The sequence below is a fragment of the Actinomadura hibisca NBRC 15177 genome (assembly GCF_001552635.1).
In the GTDB taxonomy this organism is placed as follows: Bacteria; Actinomycetota; Actinomycetes; order Streptosporangiales; family Streptosporangiaceae; genus Spirillospora; species Spirillospora hibisca.
Genome location: NZ_BCRO01000025.1, coordinates 91,647 through 114,884, shown reverse-complemented (window position 1 = coordinate 114,884; position 23,238 = coordinate 91,647). Strand labels below are relative to the sequence as shown.

General features: G+C 72.9%; 18 protein-coding genes. 9 read left to right on the top strand and 9 right to left on the bottom strand.

Features of this window, described 5'->3' with window-relative positions; translation table 11 throughout:
- Positions 1–22: 22 nt before the first annotated feature.
- Positions 23–910, bottom strand: coding sequence for an NAD(P)-dependent oxidoreductase (locus AH6_RS12320; RefSeq protein WP_067478567.1), 888 nt, complete (start codon positions 908–910; stop codon positions 23–25).
- 131 nt (positions 911–1,041) lie between these two features.
- Between AH6_RS12320 and AH6_RS12315 the strand changes: the two genes are divergently transcribed.
- Positions 1,042–1,386, top strand: a complete 345-nt coding sequence (locus AH6_RS12315; protein WP_067478565.1) for a winged helix-turn-helix transcriptional regulator — start codon at positions 1,042–1,044, stop codon at positions 1,384–1,386.
- Here AH6_RS12315 and AH6_RS12310 read toward each other — a convergent pair whose 3' ends face one another.
- A complete protein-coding gene (locus AH6_RS12310; RefSeq protein WP_067478562.1) occupies positions 1,387–3,174 on the bottom strand; it encodes an NAD+ synthase in 1,788 nt (595 codons plus the stop codon).
- 22 nt (positions 3,175–3,196) lie between these two features.
- Positions 3,197–4,414, bottom strand: a complete 1,218-nt coding sequence (locus tag AH6_RS12305) for an MDR family MFS transporter (protein WP_174555092.1) — start codon at positions 4,412–4,414, stop codon at positions 3,197–3,199.
- A gap of 66 nt (positions 4,415–4,480) precedes the next feature.
- Here AH6_RS12305 and AH6_RS12300 point away from each other — a divergent pair, with 66 nt between their 5' ends.
- Entirely contained in the window at positions 4,481–5,434 is a 954-nt protein-coding gene (locus AH6_RS12300) for a DUF5937 family protein (protein WP_067478559.1), read from the top strand.
- A 5-nt stretch (positions 5,435–5,439) separates the two neighbouring features.
- Here AH6_RS12300 and AH6_RS12295 read toward each other — a convergent pair whose 3' ends face one another.
- The gene (locus AH6_RS12295; RefSeq protein ID WP_174555091.1) at positions 5,440–6,621 is read right to left on the bottom strand and encodes a terpene synthase family protein; all 1,182 of its coding nucleotides are present in this window, start codon (positions 6,619–6,621) and stop codon (positions 5,440–5,442) included.
- Between the two features lie 134 nt (positions 6,622–6,755).
- Here AH6_RS12295 and AH6_RS12290 point away from each other — a divergent pair, with 134 nt between their 5' ends.
- The 4 genes from AH6_RS12290 (at position 6,756) to AH6_RS12275 (ending at position 10,882) form a co-directional block, all read left to right on the top strand.
- The gene (locus tag AH6_RS12290) at positions 6,756–7,580 is read left to right on the top strand and encodes a substrate-binding periplasmic protein (protein WP_067478553.1); all 825 of its coding nucleotides are present in this window, start codon (positions 6,756–6,758) and stop codon (positions 7,578–7,580) included.
- A complete protein-coding gene (locus AH6_RS12285; RefSeq protein ID WP_067478549.1) occupies positions 7,577–8,407 on the top strand; it encodes an amino acid ABC transporter permease in 831 nt (276 codons plus the stop codon). Before AH6_RS12290 ends, AH6_RS12285 begins: the two co-directional genes overlap by 4 nt.
- Positions 8,404–9,237, top strand: coding sequence for an amino acid ABC transporter ATP-binding protein (locus AH6_RS12280; RefSeq protein WP_067478546.1), 834 nt, complete (start codon positions 8,404–8,406; stop codon positions 9,235–9,237). The genes AH6_RS12285 and AH6_RS12280 overlap by 4 nt, the downstream gene beginning before the upstream one ends.
- Before the next feature lie 283 nt (positions 9,238–9,520).
- The gene (locus AH6_RS12275) at positions 9,521–10,882 is read left to right on the top strand and encodes a glutamine synthetase family protein (RefSeq protein ID WP_067478543.1); all 1,362 of its coding nucleotides are present in this window, start codon (positions 9,521–9,523) and stop codon (positions 10,880–10,882) included.
- A 62-nt stretch (positions 10,883–10,944) separates the two neighbouring features.
- Here AH6_RS12275 and AH6_RS12270 read toward each other — a convergent pair whose 3' ends face one another.
- A complete protein-coding gene (locus AH6_RS12270) occupies positions 10,945–12,327 on the bottom strand; it encodes an FG-GAP and VCBS repeat-containing protein (protein WP_067478540.1) in 1,383 nt (460 codons plus the stop codon).
- Positions 12,328–12,478: 151 nt separating this feature from the next.
- Between AH6_RS12270 and AH6_RS12265 the strand changes: the two genes are divergently transcribed.
- Complete coding sequence (locus tag AH6_RS12265; protein ID WP_067478618.1) at positions 12,479–15,649, top strand: bifunctional [glutamine synthetase] adenylyltransferase/[glutamine synthetase]-adenylyl-L-tyrosine phosphorylase; 3,171 nt, start codon at positions 12,479–12,481, stop codon at positions 15,647–15,649.
- Between the two features lie 22 nt (positions 15,650–15,671).
- On the opposite strand, the gene AH6_RS12260 is transcribed toward AH6_RS12265, so the two are convergent.
- A complete protein-coding gene (locus tag AH6_RS12260; RefSeq protein WP_083982673.1) occupies positions 15,672–16,562 on the bottom strand; it encodes a phosphatase PAP2 family protein in 891 nt (296 codons plus the stop codon).
- 217 nt (positions 16,563–16,779) lie between these two features.
- Between AH6_RS12260 and AH6_RS12255 the strand changes: the two genes are divergently transcribed.
- Positions 16,780–18,336 (top strand): alpha/beta hydrolase, encoded by a 1,557-nt coding sequence (locus AH6_RS12255; RefSeq protein WP_157431417.1) that lies wholly within the window; start codon positions 16,780–16,782, stop codon positions 18,334–18,336.
- A gap of 1 nt (position 18,337) precedes the next feature.
- Here AH6_RS12255 and AH6_RS12250 read toward each other — a convergent pair whose 3' ends face one another.
- The 3 genes from AH6_RS12250 to glnA form a co-directional block, all read right to left on the bottom strand.
- On the bottom strand, positions 18,338–18,730 hold the full coding sequence (locus AH6_RS12250) for an OsmC family protein (protein ID WP_067478532.1): 393 nt from the start codon (positions 18,728–18,730) through the stop codon (positions 18,338–18,340).
- Between the two features lie 75 nt (positions 18,731–18,805).
- A complete protein-coding gene (locus AH6_RS12245) occupies positions 18,806–20,983 on the bottom strand; it encodes a DEAD/DEAH box helicase (RefSeq protein WP_067478530.1) in 2,178 nt (725 codons plus the stop codon).
- Between the two features lie 138 nt (positions 20,984–21,121).
- Entirely contained in the window at positions 21,122–22,546 is a 1,425-nt protein-coding gene (gene glnA, locus AH6_RS12240) for a type I glutamate--ammonia ligase (RefSeq protein WP_067478527.1), read from the bottom strand.
- Between the two features lie 164 nt (positions 22,547–22,710).
- Here glnA and AH6_RS12235 point away from each other — a divergent pair, with 164 nt between their 5' ends.
- Positions 22,711–23,193, top strand: a complete 483-nt coding sequence (locus AH6_RS12235) for an RDD family protein (protein ID WP_067478523.1) — start codon at positions 22,711–22,713, stop codon at positions 23,191–23,193.
- The last annotated feature ends 45 nt before the right edge of the window (positions 23,194–23,238 follow it).

Below are 23,238 nucleotides of genomic sequence, written 5' to 3'. Positions count from 1 at the left end.
CCCCGGTGGCCGGGGTTGGTGGTCACGTTTGGGGTTGCTTTTTGAGTACCTCCGTCAGGGCCGAGATGTTGTGTTCGCCGTGGCCCGCCTCCGCCGCCCTCCTCAGCAGGTCGTGCAGCGGGGTCAGCCAGGACGTGTCCACGTTCGTCTCGCGTGTCAGGTCCTCGTCGTGGGCCACGCCCGCCAGGAACAGGTTCACCGACGAGGCGGCGTCGGTGTAGTCGCCGGTGTCGATCTCCGTGGCGTAGATCGGCAGCAGGGACTTGATCATGTCCAGCCACTTGCCCGCGAACCGCACCATCGAGGCCGCCTCCAGGCCGCGTGACTGGAGCGCGGCCGCCCCCTGGAAGAAGCCGACCAGGGCGGGCAGCAACATCGCGCCCACCGCCATCTCGTACAGGGCCGCCAGGTCCGGTTCGTCGCCCAGGTGGACGGTGTCGCCGCCCAGGATCCTGAGCGTCGGCTCGTACTCCTCGAAGACGCTCCTGTCGCCGCTGTAGTAGAGCAGCGTGTCCGGCGCTCCTACTGCTGACGGCACGTTCTTCACCGCTCCCGCCAGGAAGCGGGCCTTGTGATCTGTGGCCCAGGTCGCTGTCTCGCGGGCGGCTGCTGGGGAGCCGCTGTTCAGCGTGATTAGGGCACGGTCGCGTAGCTCTGCCCCTGCGGGCTCCAGGGCCTCTCGTGTGTCCTCGAAAGTCGTCAGGGCCGTGATGACCAGGGGGCTCGCTGTTACGGCCTGCTTGATCGTTTCTGCGTGTTCGGCTCCCTTGGCTTCCAGGGGGGCGGCTTTGGCCGCTGTCCTGTTCCAGACCGTGGTCGGGTGCCCGGCTCTGAGGAACGCCTCGGCCAGTGCCGTGCCGATCGCGCCCAGGCCGATGACGGTCACCGGCGTGCGGTCGTTCGTGTGCATGGGGGACTCCGGTTCAGGTGGGGGACGCGCCGGTTCCGGCGGCGTGATCATCCTGAAACGGGTACTGCTGTTCCTTCAAGTACCTACTATTTTGTCGGGTACTGAGCAGAAGGTAAGTGTGGGGAGAGCGCATGACCGGTCGGGAGTTCACCTGCGGCCTCGACGCCGCCATCGCCCTCATGGGCGGCAAGTGGAAGGGGCTCGTCCTCTTCGCGCTCCAGGACGGCCCCCTCCGCTTCGGGGAGTTGCGGCGCGCCGTCTCCGGCATCAGCGAGCGCGTCCTCATCCAGCAGGTGCGCGAGATGGAGGTCTCCGGGCTGCTGCACCGCGAGGTCTACCAGCAGGTCCCGCCCAAGGTCGAGTACTCCCTGACGGACTTCGGGCGCTCCCTCAACGACGCCATGGCGCCGCTCGGGCAGTGGGGCGAGGACCACATCGACCGCATCGCGGGCCTGCCCTGGGACCGGGTGCGGTGATCAGGCGTCGCCCGGCTCGCGCCAGCGGTTGGTGATCGGGACGCGGCGGTCGCGGCCGAAGTTCTTCGGGGTGATCTTGGGGCCCGGCGGGTACTGGCGGCGCTTGTACTCGGCCAGGTCCACCAGGCGGATCACCCGTTCCACCAGGGCCGGGTCGTGGCCCGCCGCCACCAGCGCGTCGCGGCCCATGTCGCGCTCGACGTAGTCGGCCAGCAGCGGGTCCAGCACGTCGTACGGCGGCAGGCTGTCGCTGTCGCGCTGGTCCGGGCGCAGTTCCGCCGACGGCTCCTTGACGATGACGTCCTCGGGGATCGGGGGCGTCGCGAACGGGTGCAGGAACGGCAGGTCGCTCCCGACGGCCTCGTTCCGCCACCGGGACAACTCCCACACCATCGTCTTCACCAGGTCCTTGATGGGCGCGAAGCCGCCCGCCGAGTCCCCGTACAGGGTCGAGTAGCCCGTCGCCAGCTCGCTCTTGTTGCCGCCGGTCAGCACCAGGTGGCCCTCCTGGTTCGACAGGCCCATCCAGATGTTGGCCCGGATGCGGGCCTGGAGGTTCTCGGCGGCCAGGCCGTCCAGGTCGAGGTGGGCCTCGAAGGAGTCCACCATGTCCTTGATGGGCACGATCCGCGCGTGCACGCCCTGGCGCTTGACCAGCTCCTGCGCGTCGGTCACCGAGTGCTCGGTCGAGTAGCGGCTCGGCAGCAGGACCGCGTGCACGTTCTCCGGGCCGATCGCGTCCGAGGCGATCGTGGCCACCAGCGCCGAGTCGATGCCGCCGGACAGGCCCAGGATCACCGAGCGGAAGCCGTTCTTGCGCACGTAGTCGCGGGTCCCCAGCACCAGCGCGCCGTAGACCTCCGCCAGGTCGTCCAGGGGCTCGGCCGCCTCCTGGGGGCGCACGTCGTAGGCCGGGAGGGTCTCCTCGTCGAGGGTGTGGTGCTCGATCGTGATCGTTGTGCCGTCCAGGGCCGGGACGGGGGTCCGCTCGCGCGGGCCCGTCGCGGCGGGGAGCGCCAGGTCCACCACGAGCAGGTGCTCGGTGAACTGCGGGGCGCGGGCCAGCAGGGTGCCGTCGGCGGCGACCACCAGCGAGTCGCCGTCGAAGACCAGCTCGTCCTGGCCGCCCACCATGTTCACGTACGCCAGCGCGCAGCCCGCCTCGCGGGCCCGCTCGGCGCACAGCTCCAGCCGCACGTCGTCCTTGTTGCGCTCGTAGGGGGACGCGTTGATCGCCAGCAGCAGGCCCGCCCCGGCGGTCTCGGTCACGCTCACCGGGCCGCCGTCCTGCCACAGGTCCTCGCAGACGACCGTCGCCACGTCGATCCCGCGCACCCGGACGACGGGCAGCCGGTCGCCGCGCACGAAGATCCGGTACTCGTCGAAGACCCCGTAGTTGGGCAGGTGGTGCTTGGCCGAGCGCGCGACCACCCCGCCCCGGTGCAGCCACGCCGCCGCGTCCAGCGGGGAACCGGCGGGCTGGCCGGCGCGGACCAGGCTCACCGCGCGGCGGTCCAGGTAGCCGGTCACCACCGGGATCTCGCCGAGGCCCTCGGCGTCGAGCCTGGTCGCCACTGCTTCCAAAGCCCGCTGCGACGCCTGCACGAACGAGGACCGCAGCGCCAGGTCCTCCACCGGGTAGCCGGTCAGCGCCATCTCCGGGAAGGCCACCAGGTGCGCGCCCGCGTCGGCCGCGCGCCGGGTCCATTCCACGATGAGGGCGGCGTTGCCGTCGAGGTCGCCGACGGTCGGGTTCACCTGCGCGAGCGCGATCCGGAGTTGTGCCACGGGGCCAGCGTAGCGGGTCTCGTCAGTCTGACGAGAAGCTGCGGCGGCGGATCGCTGGGCCCAGCGCCAGGATCGCCGCCGCCGTGGCCAGGCTGACGCCGAGGCACGTCAGCCACAGGGCGGCCGCGCTGACACCCAGTAGCTGCGTGCCGCCGAGCGGGGCCAGCAGGAAGCCGCCCGACCACGCCAGGCCGAACGTCGCGGCGTACCGGCCGCGCAGGTGCGGCGGCGCCAGGTCCGCCACCACGGCCTGCACCACGGCCGAGGTGATGATCTCGCCGACCGACCAGACCAGGATCGTGGCGATGAACTCCCACACCGTCGTCGCCAGCGTCGTCAGGCCGTAGCCGACGCCCACCAGGACAAATCCGGCCGCCAGCACCCGGGACCGGTCGCGGCGCGCCAGCCACGCCCCGATCAGCGGCTGCACGGCGACGATCAGCACGCCGTTCGCCGCGATCGCCACCCCGTAGTCGCGCGGTCCGAGGCCCAGCTCGCGCATCGCCAGCGGCATCGTGGTCATGGCCTGCATCAGCACGAAGACGTAGGCCAGCATGATCGCCGCGTAGCCGAGCAGCACCCGGTCGCCCGCCACCTGCCGCCAGCTCCCGGCGGACGGCCCGTCGTCGGTGCGGGCCGGGCGCGTCTCCGGGATCGCCCGCCAGACCAGCAGGCCGAACGCCGCGCACGTGGCGGCGTCGATCCAGAACAGCCACAGGTAGCCCTGCTGCGCCAGCAGCCCGCCGGTCACCATCGCGGCCGCCCAGCCCAGGTTGATCGCCCAGAACAGCAGCGCGAACGCGCGCGGCCGGTCGGCGGGGTCGATGATGTCGGCGAGCATCGCGTGCGAGGCGGGCCGGTACATGTCCTTGGCGAGGCCGAGCAGCAGGGCCGCCGCCATGATCACGGCCATGCCCTGCGCGTAGCCGAGCGCCAGCATCGCCGCGCCGGTGGCCGTGGTGCCGCCCACCATCGTGATCCGGCGGCCGATCCGGTCGGCCAGGAAGCCGCCGAGCACCTGCGAGGCCAGCGAGCCCGCGCCCAGCGTCGCCGCCACCAGGCCCGCCTGGGCCAGCGACAGGCCGCGCGCGGTCATCAGGTACAGGCCGAGGAACGGCTCGACCATCGTGCCGAGGCGGTTGACCAGCGTGCCGGTCCAGAGCGCCCAGTACGGGCGCGGGAAGCCGCCCACCCTGGTGTGCAGGAAGGCGGGCATGCGCGGGAGGGCGGCGGTCGTCATGCGCATGACCCTGGTGGGGGAGGACGCGCCGCGAAACTCATTTAGGCTGGGCTCAATGGTCCGGTCATGATCGAGTTCGTCTTCGCCACCGACGACGCGGCCCGCGTCCGGTTCGCGTTCTCGCCGCTGTGGGAGCTGGTGCACAGCCTCCGGGTGCTGAACGAGCCCGCCCGGCACGCCCTGCACCTGCCCTGGGTCCGGTCGGTCCGCCCTCGGACGCGCGGGTTCGAGACGTTGCGCTCCCTGGTGCCCTCGGCCGGGTACATCCCCGACTTCCTCACGCCGCCGCCCGCCACGCCGCTGCCCGACTTCGCCGCCGAGCTGGCCACCGTCCGGGCCACCCCGCCGGACGTCGTCGCCCACGAGCTGGGACGGGCGGCGGAGAGCAACCCCGCGCTGTGGCCGCTGGTTGCTGAGCCCGAACGCGTCCTGGCCGAGATCTGCGAGCTTTTGGAAGGGTTCTGGGAGGCCGCCCTGCTGCCGTACTGGGACCGGATCCACGACCTGCTGGAAGGGGACGTGCTGCGCCGGACGCGGGCGCTGGCCGCCGTGGGGGCCGAGGGCGTGTTCGCCGATCTGCACGGGGCTGTTCGCTGGCGGGCTGGGACTCTGACGGTCGAGCGGCCTTGGGACTTCTGGGCGGAGTTGCAGGGACGCGGGCTGCTGCTGGTGCCCAGCGTGTTCGTCTGGCCTGATGTGTCGGTCATGGTGCCGCCCTACCAGCCCATGCTCAGCTATCCGCCCTACGGCGTGGCCACGCTGTGGGAGACGCGGCCCGCCGCCCCGCCCGACGCCCTCGCGGCGCTGATCGGACGCGGCCGCGCCCACATCCTGACCGCCCTCGCGACCCCGGCCTCCACGACGGAACTGGCCCGGCGGCTGGGCGTCACGCCCGGCGCGATCAGCCAGCACCTCGGCGTGCTCCGGGGTTGCGGGCTGGTGACGGGGCAACGGCTGGGGCGTCGGGTGTTGTACCAGCGCACCCGGGCCGGGGACATGCTGGCGGGCTCAGCCCAGTGACCGGCTCAGTCCAGTGATTCCAGCACGTCCAGCAGGCCGCGCGGCTTGCGGTCGGGTTGCGGCTGGCTCATCTCGACGGGCGGCTGCGGGACCTTTTCGACCGGTACCTGCGCTACTTCTTCGACCGGCTGCGGGCGCTTGCGTTTGCGCGGGCGCAGCGGCGGTGCCTCCCACGGCTGCTCGACGGCGGCCCGGTAGCGGCCGGACTCGGTGAGCCAGTCCAGATGCGCGCGCGGGACGTCCAGCAGCACCCGCGCGACCCGCGCCGTCACCGCGCGCTCCTCGGCGGTGAAGCGGAACCGGTCCAGGTCGGCGTCCAGCGTCCGCGCCGCCGCCGCGACGTCCGCCGCGCGGTGGGCCATGCGGTCCACCACCCAGCCCGCCGCCTGCGCCGACTCGAACCCGTACGCCGCCGCCAGCACCGTCACATGGTTGTGCGCGCCGCCGCGCTCGGCCTCGCGGGCGTGCGACGCCACGTCGTTGCTCCACGCCACCAGGTCCGCGGTGCCCTCCAGCAGCGTCTTCCACGGCGGGGCGGTCGTCAGCCGGGCGGGCAGCTCCACGCCGAGCGCCGGCTCGACCAGGTCGAACAGGAACGGCGCGGCCGACCGCCGCCGTTGCGCCGGATAGCCCGACAACGTCGGGGCGTCGCCGGTGCGGCGGGTCACCGCCTCCTCCGCGCAGCCCGCCCGGTGCTCCTCCATGTGCAGCAGGAACCGCCGCCGCCAGTCGCGGCTCATCCCCGGGACGGTCGCCCGCCACAGGTCCACCAGCGTGCTCTCCAGCGGGCGCGCGCCGGGCCGGGCGTGGCCGCGCCGCACCGACGCCAGCAGGTCCTCGTACAGCCCGAGCACGGCGGTCGCGCTGCCGCCGAGCGGGGTCTCGTCGAGCGTGTCGTCCAGCGTGAACGCCCACGTCAGCCAGCGCGAGACCAGCTCGACGCGGTCCAGGGCGGCGGTCGGGAAGACCCGCGCGGCCAGCCGGTCGCAGCGGGCGCGGCCGAGCGGCGAGGCGTCCGGGTCGCCCAGCACCAGGCCTTGGGCGCGCGCCCAGGTGCCCACCCGCTCGCCCAGGGGACGGGCGTCCGGATGCGGCACCGAAGGGGCGGCCAGCGCGGGCGCGCGATCGGTCAGCGAGAGCAGCAGCAGTGAGTGGTCCACGACCCGGCCCACGTTAATGATCTCCACCGGCCGGGTGAGACGACCGCCACGTCAAGTTTCGGAAAACGGGCGTGACCTGGACCGTGACCTATCTGTGCGTGTCCGTCAAGGGCCGCGCGTGGCATAGTTCGGTGATCTGCAGGACCGATACAGGAGGACACGTGTCCGGACGAACCCCCCGCCGTTGGGCACTGGCCGCGGCCACCGCCGCGCTGACGCTGACCGCCGCCACCGGTTGCGGCGGCGGGAACGAGGGCGCCACCGTGCAGGGCGTGAAGCTGATCAAGGAAGGCGCCCTCACCTCGTGCACGCACTTGCCATACCCGCCTTTCCAGGTCGAGAAAGATGGGAAGGTCGTCGGCTTCGACGTCGACCTGGTGGACCTGGTGGCCAAGAAGCTGGGCGTCACCCAGAAGGTCGTGGACACCCCGTTCGAGACCATGAAGACCGGCTCGGCGCTGAACGCCGGCAAGTGCGACATCGTCATGGGCGGCATGACGATCAAGCCGGACCGGGTCGCCACCATGGACGTCTCCAAGCCCTACTTCGACGCGACCCAGGCGCTGATGGCCAAGAAGGGCAGCGGGATCACCTCGCTGGACGACGTCAAGAACAAGAAGCTGAAGCTCGGTTCGCAGGCGTCGACCACCGGTGAGGACCACGTCAAGGAGAAGGGCCACAACCCCCGCTCCTTCGACAACTCGCTGGCCGAGCTGGACGGCCTGCGCACCGGCCAGGTGGACGTCATCGTGCAGGACTACCCGGTCGTGCAGGGCTGGCTGAAGGACCCGGCGAACGCCAAGTACGAGATCGTGGCCAACCTCGACACCGGCGAGCAGTACGGCCTGTGGTTCCGCAAGGGCCACAACCCCAAGCTGGTCGAGATGACCGACCAGGCCATCGCCGAGGCGCGGGGCAACGGCACCTACAAGACCATCTACGAGAAGTGGATCGGTCCGATGCCCAAGGACGGCGGGGCCTCGTGACGGCCGACACCGTGGCGGCGGCGCCGTCGGGGCGGCTGACGCCCCGGCAGCGCCGCCGCGTCTCCCTCGGCGGCCAGTACGCGCTGTTCGTGGTGATCGTCGCGGTGGTCGCGGTGACCGCCGACTGGCCGACGCTCCAGCAGAACTTCGCCGACCCCGCCAAGGCCCGGGACCTGTTCCCGGAGATCCTGACGATCGGGCTGCGCAACACCGCCCTGTACACCCTGGTCGGCTTCGGCATCGGGCTGGTGGTGGGCCTGGTGGTGGCGCTGATGCGGCTGTCGTCGGCGGCGCCCTACCGCTGGTTCGCCATCGCCTACATCGAGGTGTTCCGCGGCCTGCCGCTGCTGCTGATCTTCATCTTCGTGGGCGTCGGCGTGCCGTTCGCCTTCCCCGGCGCCACCATCCCCGGCGGGGTGGTCGGCCAGGCCGGGGTCGCGCTCGGGGTCGCGGCGGCCGCCTACGTCGCCGAGATCATCCGGGCGGGCATCGAGGCGGTGCCCAAGGGGCAGATGGAGGCGGCCCGGTCGCTGGGCATGCCCTACTTCCGGGCGATGCGCACCATCATCCTGCCGCAGGCGTTCCGGATCATCATCCCGCCGATGACCAACCAGATCGTGCTGCTGTGCAAGGACTCCTCGCTGGTGCTGTTCCTCGGCATCGCGCTGGAGTACCGGGACCTCACCAAGTTCGGCCGGGACCTGGCCGGCCAGCTCGGCAACAGCACCCCGATCGTGGTGGCGGGCGTGTGCTACCTGCTGATCACGATCCCGCTGAGCCTGCTGGCCCGGTGGCTGGAGGCCCGGCAGCGGAAGGAGCGGCGATGACCGGCGGCGCCATCGAGATCGAGGGCCTGCACAAGGCGTTCGGGGCCAACGAGGTCCTGCGCGGCATCGACCTGCGGGTCGAGCCCGGCGAGGTGGTCTGCGTCATCGGGCCGTCCGGCTCGGGCAAGTCCACGCTGCTGCGCTGCGTGAACCTGCTGGAGGAGCCCTCGGCCGGGACCGTGCGGGTGGTCGGGACCGAGATCACCGACCCGGACGTGGACATCGACGCGGCGCGGCGGCGCATCGGCATGGTGTTCCAGTCGTTCAACCTGTTCCCGCACCTCACCGCGCTCGGCAACGTCACCGTGGCCCAGCGCAAGGTGCTGAAGCGCGGCAAGGCCGAGGCCGAGCGCGTCGCGCGCGAGAACCTGGAGCGGGTCGGCCTCGCCGACAAGATCGGCTCCTATCCGGCGCAGCTGTCGGGCGGCCAGCAGCAGCGGGTGGCGATCGCCCGCGCCCTGGCCATGGGCCCGGAGGTGATGTTGTTCGACGAGCCCACCTCGGCGCTGGACCCCGAGCTGGTCGGCGACGTGCTCGGCGTCATGCGCAAGCTGGCGCTGGACGGCATGACCATGCTGGTGGTGACGCACGAGATGAGCTTCGCCCGCGAGGTCGCCGACCGGGTGGTGTTCATGGACGGCGGGGTCGTGGTCGAGCAGGGCCCGCCGTCCCAGGTGATCGTCGAGCCGCGGCACGAGCGGACCCGGGTGTTCCTGTCGCGGGTGCTGAACCCCGCGGCCGCCGGGTTCGGCGACGCCGGGCTCGACGAGGCCGGGCCGTCCGGCTCCGGGCCCTCCGGCCCCACCGCCGGGAAGACCGCCGGGGAGTGAGCCGCCGCCTGCCCCGGGGTAAGGCGTCACGGCAGCGGACGCTGCTGTGCGCACCCCGGGGCATATGGCAGAGTTTGGGGTGTCGCCCGCGTCGCTCCGGCGCCGGTCGCCAGGGCCCGGGTCCGCGCGCCCGGGGTCTGTAACGTCGCGGTAACAGCGGCGGGGCATACTGCGAGGTGTCCGGACCCGCCGACACCTGCGCGAACACCGTCACCACCGTTAGACCGCGTCCGGCGCGGGCATGGGCCGTAGGGCCGGCACCGCTTCACCGAGGGAGAAGGCTTTGGACCGTCAGCAGGAGTTCGTGCTCCGCACGCTGGAGGAGCGCGACATCCGCTTCATCCGGCTGTGGTTCACCGACGTGCAGGGGTTCCTGAAGTCTGTGGCGGTCGCCCCGGCCGAGCTGGAGGGCGCCTTCGCCGAGGGCATCGGCTTCGACGGCTCGGCGGTGCAGGGCTTCGCCCGCGTCTACGAGGCCGACATGATCGCCAAGCCGGACCCGGCGACCTTCCAGGTGCTGCCCTGGCGCAGCGAGTCGCCCGGCGTGGCCCGCATGTTCTGCGACATCCTCATGCCCGACGGCACCCCCAGCTTCGCCGACCCGCGCTATGTGCTGAAGCGCACCCTGGCGCGCGCCGCCGACCTCGGCTTCACCTTCTACACCCACCCCGAGATCGAGTTCTACCTGCTCAAGGACCGGCCCGAGGACGGCCGCGAGCCGGTGCCGGTGGACTCGGGCGGCTACTTCGACCACACCCCGCACAGCGCCGCGCACGACTTCCGGCGCAACGCGATCACCATGCTGGAGGCCATGGGCATCTCGGTGGAGTTCAGCCACCACGAGGGCGGCCCCGGCCAGCAGGAGATCGACCTGCGCTACGCCGACGCGCTCACCACCGCCGACAACATCATGACCTTCCGCCTGGTCATGAAGGAGGTCGCGCTGGAGCAGGGCGTGTTCGCCTCCTTCATGCCCAAGCTGTTCACCGACCAGCCGGGCTCGGGCATGCACACCCACATGTCGTTGTTCGAGGGCGACCGCAACGCCTTCTACGAGCCGGGCGCGGAGTTCCAGCTCTCCAAGGTCGGCCGCGCGTTCATCGCCGGGCTGCTGCGGCACTCGGCCGAGCTGACCGCCATCTGCAACCAGTGGGTCAACTCCTACAAGCGGCTGTGGGGCGGCGTCGGCTCGACGGCGGGCGCGGGCGGCGAGGCCCCGTCCTACATCTGCTGGGGCCACAACAACCGCTCGGCGCTGGTCCGGGTGCCGATGTACAAGCCGCACAAGGGCCACGCGACCCGCATCGAGTTCCGGTCGCTGGACACCGCCGCCAACCCCTACCTGGCGTTCGCGGCGGTCCTGGGCGCGGGCCTGAAGGGCATCGAGGAGGGCTACGAGCTGCCCCCGGGCGCCGAGGACGACGTGTGGGCGCTCACCTCCGCCGAGCGCCGCGCGATGGGCATCGAGCCGCTGCCGCAGAGCCTGGACGAGGCGATCCACGCGATGGAGCGCAGCGAGCTGATGGCCGACGTGCTGGGCGAGCACGTGTTCGACTTCTTCCTGCGCAACAAGCGCCAGGAGTGGGAGGACTACCGCCGCCAGGTCACCGAGTACGAGCGCAAGCGCCTCATCGAGGTCCTGTAACGACGGACGAAGGGCGGGCGGCTCCCGGAGCCGCCCGCCCTTCGTCATGCCCGGTGCGGGGATCAGTGCAGCAGGATGCCGCCGAGGCGCGCGTTCCGCCCCTGGACGCCCAGCTCCTTGGTGCCGAACGTGGTGATCCCCTTGACGCCGATCCCGCCGCGCGCGCCCCACAGCACGAAGACGCGGCCCTCGGCCGTCCGGCCGCTGGAGTCGTTCGGCGCGCCCACGACCAGGTCGGCGAGCCGGTCGCCGTTCAGGTCGGTCAGCGCCAGGTCCGCGCCCAGCTGGTCGTTCTTGCGGGCGGTGCCCGGCACGCCCGGGGTGTTCTTGTCGAAGGTGCGGGCGCCCTTGGCGGTCAGCCCGGCCTTGCCGCCGTACAGCACCGCGATCCGCCCGGCCGCGTGCTGCCCGCCGACGGCGGTCTCGGGCAGGCCCACCGCCACGTCGGCCTTGCCGTCGCCGTTGACGTCGCGGACGGCGACCGCGTCGCCGAACTCCTGCTTGCCGAGCGTCACGACCCGGAGCGCGCCGAGGCCCGTCTTGGTGCCCGGCCGCACGGTGAGCTGCCGCCGGTTGAAGGGGTTGACGTTGACCAGGTCGGCCCGGCCGTCGCCGTTGACGTCCCCGGTCGCGGAGGTCTGGGCCACGCCCTTGGCGCCGGTTGCGAACACCTTGGTCGCGCCCAGGCCCTTGGCGGTGCCGAACCGCACCAGGCCCCGGTCGGGCATCAGGTCGTCGCCGTCGTCGCGGGAGGTCATCAGGACGAGGTCGGTCCTGCGGTCGCCGTTGACGTCGCCGGCGACCGGCGAGTACAGCTCGCCCGACGTCTTGACGGTGGTCCGCACGCCCGCGACCGGCCGGTTCCGGACGTCCAGGAACGTCAGGTAGGAGTTCCGGCCGACGGTGACCACGAGGTCGGGCCAGCCGTTGCCGTTGAAGTCGCCCGCCACGAACCCCTTGCCGTTCGGGGCTTTCAGGACCGTCTTGCGCGCGGTCACGCCCTTGGGGCCGCCGTGCGCGATCACGATGGCGCCGCGGGCGCCCTCGTAGGCGGAGATGACCAGGTCGGCGTAGCCGTCGCGGTCGAAGTCGGCCGAGTCCGTCGAGCCGCCGAACTCGCGGGGGATCGTGAGGCCGAGGCCGTTGGCGGACACGAACTGCCGCCCGGCCACGTCCAGCCCGGCCTTGCGCGAGGGCACGACCGTGATGAAGCCGCCCTGCGGCTTGTTGTGGATGCGGCCCTGGAAGCTCGACGCGGCGATGTCGGGGCGGCCGTCGCCGTCGAAGTCGCCGGGCTGGGCCGGAGGGCGCTTGGCGGCGGCCGCGGGAGCGGCGACCGGCGCGGCGGTCTTGGCGCGGCCGTCCTGGGCGGTCGCGACGGCGGCGGCGCCCAGCGCGGCCACGGCGGCGGCCGTGCCCACGACGGCGACGGATCGGGTCTTCATGGGTCTCCTGGTGCGGGAGAGGGAAGGGGGGTCCCCGGATAGGACGCCGGAAGATCATTACAGGTTGTCCCGGGCCGCGCGGGGAAGATCGAGATCTTCCCGTGCCCGCGTTCCGCGCACGGAGGGGCGCGGGCGGATTACGGTGGAGGCCGTGAGCGCGCCGTGGACACCAGACCGCCGCCCTGACCGCCGTGATTCGCCCATCGCCCGCCTCGCGCGGCTGGGCTTCACCGACACCCGGCGCGCCGAGCGGCTGCTGGCCGAGGCCGAGGAGGGCGGCGGGGGAGGGCTGGGCGGCGACCTGCTGGCCGCGCTCGGCGCGACCGCCGACCCCGACCTCGCCCTCGGCGGCCTGCTGCGGCTGCTGGCGGCGGCCGACGAGCGGGGCGAGGGCGAACGTCTGCGCGCCGCGCTGGACGGCCGCCCCGACACCCGGGACCGGCTGCTGGCCGTGCTGGGCGTCAGCGACGCGCTCGGCGACCACCTGGCCCGCCACCCCGGCCACTGGACGGCGCTGCGCGCCGACCCCGTCCTGGACACCGGCCCCGAGATCGACCCCGAGGCCGCCCCCGAGGCCCGTGCGCTGGCCCGCGCCGAGGCCGACGCCGCCCGCCGCGCCGCGCTCTGCGCCGACCTGCTGCGCGCCGTCGGCGCCGACCCGGGCGACCCCGAGCCCGTCGCCCGCGACGCGGGCCCCGACACGCTGGTGGCGCTGCGCGCCGAGTACCGGCGGCACCTGCTGGCGCTGGCCGGGCGCGACCTGACCGGCGAGGCCGACGTCACCGAGGTCGCCGCCGTGCTGGCCGATCTCGCCGCCGCCGCGCTGATGGCGGGCCTCGCGGTCGCGCGCGCCGAGGTCGAGGGGCACGAGGCGTGCCGCCTCGCGGTCATCGGCATGGGCAAGGCGGGCGGTCGCGAGCTGAACTACGTCAGCGACGTCGACGTCATCTTCGTGGCCGAGGCCCGCGAGGGCCGCTCGGAGGACGCCGCGCTGCGCACCGCCACCCGGCTGGCCGCCGCGATGATGCGGGCCTGCTCGGCCAGCACCGTCGAGGGCGCGCTGTGGGAGGTGGACGCGGCGCTGCGCCCCGAGGGCAAGGCCGGGCCGCTGGTGCGGACCCTGGCCAGCCACCGCGCCTACTACGAGCGCTGGGCCAAGACGTGGGAGTTCCAGGCGCTGCTGAAGGCCCGCCCGGTCGCCGGGGACGCCGAGCTGGGCCGCCGCTACGTGGAGACCATCGCCCCGATCGTGTGGCGCGCCGCCGAGGGCGAGAGCTTCGTGGCCGACGTGCAGGCCATGCGCCGCCGCGTCGAGGCCCACCTCAACCAGCGCACCGCCGAGGCCGAGCGCCAGCTCAAGCTGGGGCCGGGCGGGCTGCGCGACGTGGAGTTCGCCGTCCAGCTCCTGCAGCTGGTGCACGGCCGCACCGACGAGTCGTTGCGCAGCCCCACCACCCTGGACGCGCTCGCGGCGCTGTCGGCGGGCGGCTACGTGGGCCGCGACGACGCCGCCGCGCTCGCCTCGGCCTACCGGTTCCTGCGGCGCGTCGAGCACCTGGTGCAGCTCTACCGGCTGCGCCGCACCCACCTGGTGCCCGACGACGAGGCCGGGCTGCGCCGCGTCGGCCGCGCCCTGGGCCTGCGCGGCGACGCGGTCGGCGAGTTCACCGCGCTGTGGCGGCGGCACGCCCGCGAGGTCCGCCGCATCCACGAGAAGTTGTTCTACCGGCCGCTGCTGCGCGCGGTGGCGCGGCTGCCGGAGGAGGAGGCCCGCCTCACGCCCGAGGCCGCGCGCACCCGGCTGGTCGCGCTCGGCTACGGCGACCCGGCCGGGGCGCTGCGGCACATCGAGGCGCTCACCGCCGGGGTGTCGCGGCGCGCGGCCATCCAGCGCACGCTGCTGCCGGTGATGCTGGGCTGGTTCGCCGACGCCCCCGACCCCGACGCGGGCCTGCTGGGGTTCCGGCGGGTCAGCGAGGCGCTCGGCACCACCCCCTGGTACCTGCGGCTGCTGCGCGACGAGGTCACCGTCGCCGAGCACATGGCGTGGGTGCTGGGGTCCAGCCGGTACGCCACCGACCTGCTGCTGCGCGCGCCCGAGGCCGTCGCGATGCTCGGCGGCGACACCCCCGCCATCGCCGCCGACGGCCCGGCCGGGTACCGCGACAAGGGCGGGCTGGCCGCGCGCTCCCGGCAGGCGCTGCGCACCGAGGCGCTGGCCGCCGTCCGCCGCCACACCGCCGCGCCCGCGCCCGGCGCGCCGCCCGCCGAGGAGGCGGTCGCGGTGGTGCGCGGGTTGCGCCGCCGCGAGCTGTTCCGCACCGCGGTCGCCGACCTGCTGGAGCTGGTGGACGTGCGCGAGGTCGGCGAGGCGCTCACCGACATCTCCGCCGTCACGATCGAGGCCGCGCTGCACGCCGCGATCAGCAAGATCGAGCTGGAGACGCGCGCGCCGCTGCCGACCCGGATGGCGGTGGTGGCGATGGGCCGCTTCGGCGGCCACGAGCTGGGCTACGGCAGCGACGCCGACGTCATGTTCGTGCACGACCCGCTGCCCGGCGCCGACGACGGCGCGGCGGGCCGCGCCGCGCACGCCGTCGCCAACGAGCTGCGGCGGCTGCTGGCGCTGCCCGCCCCCGACCCGGCCCTGGAGATCGACCCCGGCCTGCGGCCCGAGGGCCGCCAGGGGCCGCTGGTGCGCACGCTGGCGTCCTACGCCGCCTACTACGCGCGCTGGTCGGAGCCGTGGGAGAGCCAGGCGCTGCTGCGCGCCGACCCGATGATCGGCGACGCCGGGTTGTGCGAGCGGTTCCGCGCGCTGATCGACCCGCTGCGCTGGCCCGAGGACGGCCTCGACGACGACGCGCTGCGGCAGATCCGGCGACTCAAGGCGCGCATGGAGTCCGAGCGGCTGCCGCGCGGCGTGGACCGGCGGCTGCACACCAAGATGGGCCCCGGCGGGCTCGCCGACGTCGAGTGGGTCGCCCAGCTGCTCCAGCTCCGGCACGCCCACGACGTGCCCGCGCTGCGCACCACCCGCACCCTGGAGGCGCTGGAGGCCGCCGCGGCGGCGCGGCTGCTGGACGGCGAGGACGCCGCCGTGCTGGCCGAGGCGTGGCGGCTGGCGACCCGCATCCGCAACACCGTGATGCTGGTGCGCGGGCGGGCGTCGGACGTGCTGCCCACCGACCACCACAACGAGCGCAGCGCCGTCACGCGCGTCATGGGCTACCCGGCGACGGGGGAGCTGCTGGAGGACTACCGGCGGCACGCGCGGCGCGCCCGCGCGGTCGTGGACCGCGTCTTCTACGGCGGCGAATGAGCGACCGCGCCGGGGGCCGCGTCTAGGGGCGTGAGCGTGCCGGGCCCGTCGCCGTCCGCGAGCCCGGCACCAGCCGCGCCGCCTGCCCCGCGATCTGCGCGCGCAGCCGCAGCACCGGCGCCGGGCAGCGGTGGTACAGCGCCCACGACACCGCCAGCGCCGCCCCGACCAGCGAGATCCCGGCGACCGCGTCCAGCACGTAGTGGTTGGCGGTGGACAGGATGACGAACACGGTGGTGGCCGGGTAGACCAGGCCGAGCAGGCTCAGCCAGCGCCGCCCCGCCAGCCGGATGACGACGTACCCGCACCACAACGCCCAGCCGGCGTGCATCGACGGCATCGCCGCGTACTGGTTGGTGAGCGAACCCGACGCGTCGCTGGCGTACAGGCCGAGCGAGTGCAGCGCCGTCACCGGGTCCACGAACCCCTCGCTGTGCAGGAAGCGCGGCGGGGCCAGCGGGTACAACCAGAAGCCCAGCAGCGCGACGCCCGTCGCGATCATCAGCGAGGTGCGCAACCAGCGGTAGTCGCGCGGCCGGTAGCGGTAGATCCAGATGACCACGCCCAGCGTGACCGTGAAGTGCGCGGTGGCGTAGAAGATGTTGGCGGTGCGCGCCAGCCACGGCACCTGCAGCAACATCTGGTTGAGCCCCAGCTCCACGTCCAGCCCCAGCAGCCGCTCGACGGCGAGGATCTGGTCGGCGTTGGCGAACGCGGGCCCGGTGCCGTCCTGGACCAGCACGATGCGCGTGAGCGTGTAGCAGCTGTAGAACAGCGCGATCAGCAGCAGCTCGCGCCAGACCGGGGGCGCGGACGGCAGCCGTTCTCGCAGCGTCCGGGAGGCCGGCGGCGCGGGGGCGGGCCGGTCCTGTTCCGTCTGGCCTCGGGGAATTGCTGGGGCGGTTTGGGCCATGCTACCTATCTTTGCCGGGTGGCCACCCTATTGAGATCACCGCGACGAATGGTCTTCATCTCAGCCTTGAGTAGTACGACTTCGATGCGGTGTCCGGCCCTACGGGGGAGAGGCGGGGTGTCTTCTCGGGGGAGGTAGGGAGGTTGGGGCAGGGGTCAGGCCGGAGGTGGTCGGGTAGGTCTCAGGCGCCCCCCGCCGACGAACGGAGGGCAAGATCGTGCGAAGCGGGACGAAAACCGGCACGGCGGCGGTGGGTGCGCTCGCCCTGGCCGTTTTCGGGCTGGCCGGATGCGGGGGCGGCGACGGGGAGCGCAAGGGCGCGGCCACGCCGGGGGCGTCCGGCGGTACTGCGGCCGTCGGTCAGAAGCCCTCCTGGGACCTGTGCCGCGACCTCCCGAAGGACCCGCAGGGCAAGCAGCCGACCGGCTTCCAGTGCGCCACCGTGAAGGTGCCGCTCGACTACGCCAAGCCGGACGGCGAGACCATCGACGTCGCGCTGCTGCGCGCCAAGGCGACCGGCCCCGGACCCCGCATCGGCTCCCTGCTGTTCAACTTCGGCGGGCCCGGCGGCGCGGGCGTCGACACCCTCGCGCAGACCGCCGCCGAGTACCGCACGCTCAACACCCGCTACGACCTCATCGGCTTCGACCCGCGCGGCGTGGGCCGCAGCGCCCCGGTCACCTGCTTCGACGACAAGCGCCTGGACGCCTACGCCGCCATGGACGGCTCGCCCGACGACGCCGCCGAGGAGAAGGCGATGCTGGACGAGCAGCGCGCCTACAACCAGACGTGCCAGGACCGCTCGGGCAAGGTGCTGCCCTACGTCGGTACGCTCAGCGCCGCCCGCGACATGGACGTGATCCGCACCGCGCTCGGCGACTCGGCGCTGCACTACTTCGGCATCTCCTACGGCACCTGGCTGGGCGGCAACTACGCGCACCAGATGCCCAAGAACGTGGGCCGGGCCGTGCTGGACGGCGCGGTCGACACCAAGATCAGCGGCCGTGACCTCGCGCTCCAGCAGGCCGCCGCGTTCCAGCGGGCGCTGGGCAACTTCGCGTCCGCCTGCGCTCAGCGCGGCGCGGCGGACTGCCCGATCGGCTCCGACCGGGACGCGGTCGTCGCCGCCGTCGACAAGCTGCTGAAGGACCTGGACGCCAAGCCGCTGCCGACCGGCGGCGACCGGCAGCTCACCCAGAGCCTCGCCGTCACCGGCATCGGCGCGGCCCTCTACAGCGAGGAGGCGTGGCCCTACCTCATCCAGGGCCTCGCCGCCGCGACCGAACGGAGCGACGGCTCGACCCTGCTCGCCCTCGCCGACCTCCAGAACGGCCGCGAACCCGACGGCCACTACGCCAACCTGCGCGCCGCCCACACCGCGATCAGCTGTGCCGACACCACCGAGCGCTACACCGTCCAGGACGTGCGCGAGCAGATGGCGAGCTTCCGCAAGGCGTCCCCGACCTTCGGCGAGTCGATGGCGTGGGGGCTGATGGAGTGCACGGGCTGGCCGGTGCGCGGCGACGACGCGGCGCAGGAGGTGAGCGCGCCGGACGCCGCCCCGATCGTGGTGGTCGGCAACATCGGCGACCCGGCCACCCCGTACGCGTGGGCGCCCGCGCTCACCAAGGAGCTGGGCGGGCGCGCCACGCTGCTCACCCTCGACGGGCAGGGCCACGGCGCCTACAACACCGGCAACAAGTGCGTGCAGGCCGCCGTGGACGACTACCTGCTGAACGGCAAGACCCCCGCCCAGGGGGCCCGCTGCCGGTGAGTCAGACGACCTGCTCGACCCGCATCGGCTTCTTCAACGCGTTGCCGACCGTGCAGTAGGAGTCGTGCACCCGCTGAGCGACCTTGGCCAGCACCTCGGCGGCCTTGTCGTCGCCCTCGGGCAGCTCGACGTCGTAGGTGACGGTGATGGTGCCCAGCTCGCTGGTGGCGATCTTGTCGGCCGACACCGTCGCCGCCAGCCGCACCAGACGGTGCCCGCGCTGGGCGGTCAGCGGCTCGACGGTGACCAGCTCGCAACCGCCCAGCGCCGCCAGCAGCAGCTCCACCGGGGTGAACGCGCCCTCGGCGTCACCGGTGCCGATGGCGACGCGCGCGCCGCGGTCGTTGGTCGCCTCGAACCCGTCGTCGGTGCGGCGGACGTCCACACTGGCCATTGATGATGCCCTTCGCTCGGCTCCTCGGGGATCAGCACAACACCGGTCCCCGCCCCGATCTTCCCAGGGAACGGCTCAGTCCCCGTCCGCCGGGGCGATCGCCAGCCGCTCCTGCTCGGCGGCGACGATCTGCCGCGCCAGCGCCTGCTCGGACACGTCCATCGCGTCGGGCGTGGTCTCGGCGAGGTCGCTGCGCCGCGCGTAGGCGTCGAACAGGCCCTCCTTGGCGCGCAGGATCTCCAGCATGCGCTGGTCGACGCTGTCGGGCGTCAGCAGCCGGTGCACCTGCACGCGGCGGGCCTGGCCCATCCGGTGCGCCCGCCCGGCGGCCTGCGCCTCCAGCGTCGGCTTGACCTGCGGCTCGCACAGGATGACCACCGAGGCGGCCTGGAGGTTCAGCCCCGTGCCGCCCGCCTGGACCTGCGCCAGCAGCACCGCGTGGCCGGGCTCGTCGCTGAAGGCGTCCACGATCTCCTGCCGCCGCACGGCCGGGACGCCGCCGCTGATCGGCCCGTGCGCGCGCTCGCCGACCTCCTCGTGCACCACCGACAACACGTCGCGGAAGAAGGAGAACACCACGACCTTCAGATCATTCTCGGCGGCCTCCTGGAGCAGCTCCACCAGCCGCCGCAGCTTGGCCGAACGGCGCGGGTCGGCGTAGGCGGCGCGGCGCATCGCCATGAAGTTGCCGTCGGCGACGGCCCGCCGGTAGACCCGCTCGTCGGCGGGGCTGAACGCCTCCCACTCGTCCACGTGCGTGATCTCGGGCAGCTCGACCAGCACGTCCCGCTGGTTGCGGCGCAGGTAGACCGGCCCGACCGCCGCGCGGAACGCCTTGGGCCCCACGGCCGCGTCGCTGTGCCGGATGCCCGGCAGCAGATCGGGGCGCAGGTACCCGACCAGGGTGCGGAACTCCTCGACCCGGTTCTCCATCGGGGTGCCGGTCAGGAACAGGACACGCTCGACCTTCGCGCACCAGGCGGCGACGGCCTTGGAACGCCGCGCCTCAGGGTTCTTCGCGAAATGGGCCTCGTCCACCACCAGCATGTCCACCGGCGTGCCCGGCGGGATCTCGAAACCGTGCAGGCTGTCCAGCGTCGTGACGGCGACGCCGCCCTCGCGCGCCCAGGCGGCGAGCGCGCCCGCCCGTCCCGAGCCGTGCACCGGATGGGCGGCCAGCGCGCTGCGCGCCTCGATCTCGCGCAGCCAGTTGATGAGCACGCTCGCCGGGCACACGACCAGGAAGTGGGTGGCGCCCTCCGACCGCAGGTGCGCCAGCGCGGCGATCGCCTCCACGGTCTTGCCGAGCCCCATCTCGTCCCCGATGATGACCCGGCGCTGCGCCAGCGCGAACCGCGCCCCGAACGCCTGGTAGCCGCGCAGGGAGACCCGCCGATGGGCGTCGTCCAGCGGCTGGGCCTTGACGCGCGCGGCCAGGTCGTTGGGCAGGAAGCCCTCGGCGGCGTCCTGGTCGGGATCGACGGCGGCCAGCTCGGACAGCAACGTCTGGTACTCGGCTGCGTTGAGTTCGTAGTCGGTCCACGCCTCGATGTCCGACACCGGGGGCCGCAGCAGATCGACCGACGCCTGCCGCAACACCAGCAGCGACTCGCGCCTCCGCTCGGCGGCCAGCAACTCGGCGACCTCGCCCAGCGCGGCGCGCGCCCGCTCCCGCTGGGCGCGGCTGGCCAGCAGCCGCCGCCACCAGTTCCGCGCGGGCCGGGCGTCGGCGAGCAGGGGGCTCAGCCGCTCGTCGATCTCCTCGGCGACCACCCGCGCCCGGGGCAGCTCCGCCCCGGCGTTGACGAGCCGGTGCAGCGCGATGACGAGGGCATCGGTGAGCCCGTCCCGCCGCCCTGCGTCCAGCCGCACGGGCGCGTTCCGCTCGGCGGCCTCGTTGATCTGCCGCGCCGCCGCGTGCAACTGGTTGGCGGTCTGCGGCCCGACACCGGGCAACAACTGGAGCCGGTAGGGCGTGGTGTCCAGGACCTCCAGCACGGTGGTGATCTCGGCACTCTCCAGCGGCCCGAGCCGCAACCGCCCGCCGGTGACGTCCTTGAGCCGCGCGACGGGCATCGCAGCGAGCTGCTCCCGCGCCGCCGCAGCCCGCAACGGCGCAAGCGCGCCGTGCACCTCGCCGCGCGCCCGCCGGTGGTCACCCAGCAGCTCCCGCGCCAGCTCCAGCAGCAGATGCGCGTCCCGCAACACCTCCCTGGGCTCGCCGACGCGCTCCCGCAGCACCTCCTGCGTCATCCGTCCCCGCCTCCCGGCCGCTCACCGCAGCACATGATGCCACCGGCCTCGGACAAGCAGCGACGCCCCGGACGGAAACGGCGGCGCGGTCCTCGGACGTCCGAGGACCGCGCCGCCGTTCAGCGGACCGGGTGCCGGTCAGATGTCGTAGTACAGCTCGAACTCGTGCGGGTGCGGGCGCAGGCGGATCGGGTCGATCTCGAACTCGCGCTTCATCGAGATCCACGTCTCGATCAGGTCGGGTGTGAACACGCCGCCCTCCAGCAGGAACTCGTGGTCGGCCTCCAGGGCCGCCAGGACCTCCTCCAGCGAGCCGGGGACCTGCGGGATCGCGCGGGCCTCCTCCGGGGGCAGCTCGTACAGGTCCTTGTCGACCGGCTCGGCAGGCTCGATCTTGTTCTTGATGCCGTCCAGGCCGGCCATCAGCATCGCCGAGAAGGCCAGGTAGGGGTTGCAGGACGGGTCGGGCACCCGGAACTCCACCCGCTTGGCCTTGGGGTTGGCGCCGGTGATCGGGATGCGGATGCAGGCCGAGCGGTTGCGCTGGGAGTAGACCAGGTTGACCGGGGCCTCGTAGCCGGGGACCAGGCGGTGGTAGGAGTTCACCGTCGGGTTGGTGAACGCCAGCAGCGCCGGGGCGTGCCGGAGCAGGCCGCCGATGTAGTAGCGGGCGTTGTCCGACAGGCCCGCGTAGCCGACCTCGTCGTAGAACAGCGGCGAGCCGTCCTTCCAGAGCGACTGGTGCACGTGCATGCCCGAGCCGTTGTCGCCGAAGATGGGCTTGGGCATGAAGGTGACCGTCTTGCCCGCCGCCCGCGCCACGTTCTTGACGATGTACTTGTAGAGCATGAGCTGGTCGGCGGTCTTCAGCAGCGTGTCGAAGCGGAAGTCGATCTCCGCCTGGCCCGCCGTGCCGACCTCGTGGTGCTGCATCTCGACGTGGATGCCCGACTCCAGCAGCTGGGCCACCATCTCCGAGCGCAGGTCGGTGTAGTGGTCCATCGGCGGGACCGGGAAGTAGCCGCCCTTGTAGGGGGGCTTGGCGCCGAGGTTGCCGCCCGCCTCCTCGCGGCCGGTGTTCCACGCGCCCTCGATCGAGTCGAGGTAGTAGTAGCCCGCGTTCTGCTTGGTCTCGAACCGCACGTCGTCGAAGATGTAGAACTCGGCCTCGGGGCCGACGTAGACGGTGTCGGCGATGCCGGTGCCGCGCAGGTAGTCCTGGGCCTTCTTGGCGACGTTGCGCGGGTCGCGGCTGTAGGGCTCGCCGGTCAGCGGGTCGTGCACGAAGAAGTTCAGGTTCAGCGTCTTGTGCTGCCGGAACGGGTCGATCACCGCGGTGGTGGGGTCGGGGAGCAGGAGCATGTCCGACTCGTGGATCTCCTGGAACCCGCGGACCGAGGAGCCGTCGAACATCAGCCCGTCGGTGAACACGCTCTCGCCGAAGCTCTCCACGGGGAACGTGAAGTGCTGCATCTTCCCCGGCAGGTCCACGAAGCGGCAATCGACGAATCGCACACCTTCGTTCCTGATGTAGCTCAGGACCTCGTCGGCGCTGCTGAACATCCAGCCTCCTTGGGGCGCTTTTGGCTGCAGGAAAGCCTAGGGGGAAGCCGTTTCCCCGGGGTGTCCCGTATGTTTCGACTGTGTTACGCATCACGTTGTGCCGTTGCTCACGCGCAGGTTCGGGGCGGCGCGGAGCGGGCGCGGGGACGGGATAGCGTAGGGGCATGAGCAGCGGTAAGGGCCAGGCCACCGGGCCGCGGTGGACGCAGACATGGCTGAGCGGCGCGCGGGCGGCCGGGGCCGACCTGGGCGGCCCGGGCGAGCGGCTGGGGCTGCCCGAGAGCGGCAGCGGCTCGGTGGCGGGCTACGGCCGCCGGCTGCTGGCGCTGTTCCTGGACTGGGGCCTGTCGCTGCTGGTGGCGACCCTGATCACCAACGCGATGGGCGGGACGCCACCGCAGCGCAGCATGCTCACCCTGGCGATCTTCGGGCTCCAGGCGTGGCTGCTCACCGGGCTGCTCGGCATCACGATCGGCAAGCGGATCTGCGGCATCCGCGTCATGCGCGTGGACGGCCGCCCGGTCGGCCCGGCCTGGGCGCTGGCCCGCGCGTTCCTGCTGGTGCTCGTCGTGCCCGCCCTGGTGTGGGACCGCGACTACCGCGGCCTGCACGACCGCGCCGCCAACAGCGTCGTGGTGAACATCTGACCGAACAACGAAAAAGCGCCCCCGCGGGGGCGCTTTTCTCGTTCC